6 protein-coding genes are annotated in these 4061 nt (G+C 27.5%); 1 reads left to right on the forward strand and 5 read right to left on the reverse strand.

Features of this window, described 5'->3' with window-relative positions:
- Window positions 1–250: 250 nt before the first annotated feature.
- A complete protein-coding gene (locus RI76_RS00195) occupies window positions 251–907 on the forward strand; it encodes an adenylate kinase (RefSeq protein ID WP_017192103.1) in 657 nt (218 codons plus the stop codon).
- Window positions 908–1077: 170 nt separating this feature from the next.
- Here RI76_RS00195 and RI76_RS00200 read toward each other — a convergent pair whose 3' ends face one another.
- From RI76_RS00200 to rplU, 5 genes are read right to left on the reverse strand one after another with little or no spacing between them, the layout of a single operon-like run.
- Complete coding sequence (locus tag RI76_RS00200; RefSeq protein WP_017192104.1) at window positions 1078–1686, reverse strand: hypothetical protein; 609 nt, start codon at window positions 1684–1686, stop codon at window positions 1078–1080.
- Between the two features lie 13 nt (window positions 1687–1699).
- Entirely contained in the window at window positions 1700–2959 is a 1260-nt protein-coding gene (gene obgE, locus RI76_RS00205) for a GTPase ObgE (RefSeq protein WP_017192105.1), read from the reverse strand.
- A 31-nt stretch (window positions 2960–2990) separates the two neighbouring features.
- A complete protein-coding gene (rpmA, locus tag RI76_RS00210; protein WP_222813009.1) occupies window positions 2991–3287 on the reverse strand; it encodes a 50S ribosomal protein L27 in 297 nt (98 codons plus the stop codon).
- 13 nt (window positions 3288–3300) lie between these two features.
- Entirely contained in the window at window positions 3301–3612 is a 312-nt protein-coding gene (locus tag RI76_RS00215) for a ribosomal-processing cysteine protease Prp (protein WP_017192107.1), read from the reverse strand.
- Between the two features lie 4 nt (window positions 3613–3616).
- Window positions 3617–3925 (reverse strand): 50S ribosomal protein L21, encoded by a 309-nt coding sequence (gene rplU, locus RI76_RS00220; protein ID WP_017192108.1) that lies wholly within the window; start codon window positions 3923–3925, stop codon window positions 3617–3619.
- Window positions 3926–4061 lie beyond the last annotated feature (136 nt).

The raw sequence follows: 4061 nt of genomic DNA on the forward strand, positions 1-4061 counted from the left end.
TTTTTTAGTTATTATTATAATTGTGAGCTAAAAAAATAAAGTTAATGAAAATATAAATTAATCTTTTTGCGAATATTAACTACTAAAATTATATCAAATAAAATAATTCATATTTAAATTTATATTGATGAGTAAGTATCAGACATTATTATCCATTACCCATCAAAAGAAATATTTCTTTTCGATCTCTTATGGTAAAAAAGATGTCAGTACCGACATGAATATAAAGACAAAATAAAAGAGGCAAAAAATGAATATAATATTAATAGGACCGCCCGCTACCGGCAAGGGGACACAAGCTTCTGCTTTGTCTAAACATTTCAATATTCCTCATATATCTACAGGAGATATATTTAGACAACATTTTGTGTTAAAAACTAAATTAGGAAAATTAGCTAATTCTTATATCGAACAAGGTTCTTTAGTGCCTGATGAAGTGACAAATGCTATGATAAATGAACGCTTATCACAAGATGATATTAAAAATGGTTTTGTTTTAGACGGTTTTCCTCGTAATTTATCTCAAGCTAAATTTTTAACTAAAGAATTTGAAGACAAAAAGATCAATTTAACCAAAGTTATTTACTTCAATTCTAGCGAAGAATGTTTAAAGCAAAGAATTTTAGGGAGAATTATTTGCCCGAAATGTGGAGAAATTTATCACTTGGCTACTAAAATCCCTCAAAAAGATAATTTATGCGACAAAGATCAAACGCCTTTAATTCAAAGAAAAGACGACAATTTAGAGACTTTCACTAAACGTTTAAATATTTACAAACAAGAAACTCTTCCTTTAGTGGAATATTATCAAAAAGACAACAAAATAATAGAAATTATTGTTAACAATCCTAAAACGTCTATTAAAGATGTAACTCAATTATTATTAAAAAAAATATCTCATCTTTAAAAGATAAAAAATCATGCATATAAAAAAACAAATTATTTATTGAAAATTAAATAGTTTTTTTTTATTCACCCAACTCTTCTTTCTTATTTTAAAATAAAAAGGAACTATAAACTTCAAGGATTAAAGACCTAAAAGGAAACAGTTCTTCTCAACGAAACAAATGATTTTTTTTAATTAAAAGAAAACACGTTTAATAGTTGTTTTTTAATAATACGGTATAAATAAGTAATCAAAAAAGAGACTAAAAAAACGCTGATAAATTTAATGTATAAAAAAGGCATTAAAAACCTTCCCATAAAATTATCTTGTAATAAAGTCATAAAACTGCCTTCTTTTTTGCTGAAAATAACATCTATAAAAAAGAAGTTTAAAAGGGTAAAAAGAAAAAAATGCATCACCGCAATAAAGGTGATAATTAAATAATGTTTTAAAAAGGACATATCCTTATTTTTTAACATTAATAAAGGTAAAAAACCCCAACAAAAAGAGAAAGAAACACTTAAGAGGGGATTATAAAGATAAAGTGTTTTTTTAAGCCAAAAACTCACGAATTCTGATAAAAAAGCCGCTGCAGAAACAACAAAATAATTTTTGTTATACAAAGGAATAATCAAAAAAGGGATGACTTGTAAAAAATCTAACCAAAATAATTTTTTTAACGGTCGGGCAAAACCTAAAATTTTAAGCGTCATCACGTTTAAAGCAATGGATAAAGCCGATAAAGAAGAAACGAATACCAATTGCTTTAAATTAACATATCTAAAGTTATTTTTTTTCATACTTATGACTGAATTAAGTAACTATTTCAAAAATATAATCACAAATTTTCACTTGATCGTTATCTTTCATACCTTTTCTTTTCAATTCTTCTTCTACGCCTATTTTTTTCAAAATATAAGAAAACTTTTTCACTGATTCGTAGTTATTAAAATCTGTTCTACCAAAAAACTTTTCTACCATTTTGCCTTTCACAACAAAATCACCAAATTCATCTTTACACACTTCAAACTGTTTTTCTTCATCCAAAGTAAAAAGCTGATGAGTTGTATCTATTTCCGGAATAATCAGTTGATGATTTTTCAAAGAATCTATAATTTTAAATTTCAACGTATCTAAATTAAAACCATTCCAAGTAGAAATGAAAAGAATATTTTCCTCAGGAATTTTTTTTTGAAAGTCAGCTAATTTAGCTTCAGATTCGGGCAAATCCATTTTATTAACCACAATGATTTGTGGTTTTTTTAAAATAGCTGGATTATACATTTTTAATTCTTGCAGTAAGTTTTGATAATCTTGATAAATATCATCTCTTTCAGGACTTAATAAATGAACCAAAACTTTACATCTTTCGATATGTTTTAAAAAACTAATACCCATTCCACGACCTAAATGAGAATTTTCAATTAAACCAGGAATATCGGCCACTGTAAAACTAAAGTCTTGATGATAAACCATCCCCAAAAAGGGTTGTAAAGTCGTAAAAGGATAAGAATCTACTTTAGGTTTAGCATTAGAAATAACCGAAATTAAAGAAGATTTACCAACATTAGGATAACCAATTAAACCAATATCGGCTAAAACTTTTAACTCTGTTTTAATGGTTAAACTTTCTCCTAAATCACCTTTTTCCGCGAAATTAGGTACTTTATTTTTGGAGTTAGCTAAAGCGAAATTGCCACGACCGCCACGACCGCCTTTAGCGATAACTAACTGTTGACCATGTTCTAAAATTTCCCCAATAAAACTATTATCTTCATTATTGTAAACTAAAGTCCCTAAAGGTACTTTAACAAATAAATCTTCTGCTTTAGCGCCGTTTTGAGTTTTATTTTTACCGTTAACTCCGTTTAAAGCTTTTATTTTCGTTTTGTATCTCAGTTTTAATAAAGTGTTTTCGCCGGCTTCACCAACAAAAATAACAGATCCGCCTTGCCCGCCGTTTCCTCCGGAAGGACCTCCATAAGGAACGAATTTTTCCCTTCTAAAAGAAACAATTCCGTTGCCGCCGTTACCAGCTTGAACGAAATTTATCGCTTCATCTATAAAATTCATTTATAATTGTTCCTTCTCAATTAAAAAAACATTAATTTAATTTGTTTTCCACAAAATAAACAGAAACTTGTTTTTTCTTATTTCTTTTAGTTTCGTACTTAACGATTCCGTTGACACGAGAAAATAAAGTATCGTCTTTACCAATACCTACATTGTTACCAGGAAAAATTTTTGTTCCTCTTTGGCGGTAAATAATAGAACCCGCATTAGCGCGTTGACCGTCTGATAATTTAGCTCCTAATCTCTTAGAATGAGAATCACGACCATTACGAGTCGAACTAACACCTTTTTTAGAAGCAAATAATTGAATATTTAACTTTAACATGATTAAAACACCTTTTTTAAATTATTTTTTCTTGTAAATATTTACTATAAGTTTTATTTAAATCTTTTAAGGAATATTCTAAATTAGTTAAGAGATTATTGACAATCTCATCTGTTTCTAATAAATTTAAAGAAAAATATCCTTGTTTCAATTGAAAAGTAACTTTTTTTTGTAAACCGAAAAGTTCAATAGCATTCATAGTGAGAATAATAGCTGTGGAAACAGAAGCGCAAACTATATCTTTATTTTTAACAGCGTATAAAGCGTGACCTTTAATTTCTATTTGTTGAATGATGTTGTTTTCTTTTTTAAAAAAATATTCAATCATTGACTTAAGTGATTATCTTAGTGATTAAAAATTTAGTATAAAGTTGTCTATGACCTTGTTTTAAACGATATTTTTTTCTTCTTTTGTATTTCGCTACAATTATTTTTTTAGCTTTACCTTGTTTAAGAACTTTAGCTTCAATTTTAGCTCCTTCAACGAATGGAGTGCCTAAAATTTTTTTATCGTTTTCAATAGCTAAAACTTCTTCAAAAACGTAATTTTCTTCTTCATTAACAGGTAATTTTTCTACATAAATTTCTTGACCTGGAGACACTCTATATTGTTTGCCTCCTGTTTTTATAATCGCAAACATTTCGCAATCCTCCTTTTTTTATTTTTATAATTTAATTTGTCCTAATTTATAACATAACACGTTTTAACAACGTTATTATCATAAATCTATCATTTCTCAGAACAGCAAAAAAACAAACTCTTTAAAATATGTAGCA

The organism is Milkweed yellows phytoplasma str. MW1 (genome assembly GCF_000309485.1).
Lineage (GTDB): Bacteria > Bacillota_I > Bacilli_A > Acholeplasmatales > Acholeplasmataceae > Phytoplasma.

Bases quoted from the DNA above. Each gene is read 5' to 3' on its own strand.
- RI76_RS00195 (WP_017192103.1), top strand. From the start codon at position 251: ATGAATATAATATTAATAGGACCGCCCGCTACCGGCAAGGGGACACAA.
- RI76_RS00200 (WP_017192104.1), bottom strand. From the start codon at position 1,686: ATGAAAAAAAATAACTTTAGATATGTTAATTTAAAGCAATTGGTATTC.
- obgE (WP_017192105.1), bottom strand. From the start codon at position 2,959: ATGAATTTTATAGATGAAGCGATAAATTTCGTTCAAGCTGGTAACGGC.
- RI76_RS00215 (WP_017192107.1), bottom strand. From the start codon at position 3,612: ATGATTGAATATTTTTTTAAAAAAGAAAACAACATCATTCAACAAATA.
- rplU (WP_017192108.1), bottom strand. From the start codon at position 3,925: ATGTTTGCGATTATAAAAACAGGAGGCAAACAATATAGAGTGTCTCCA.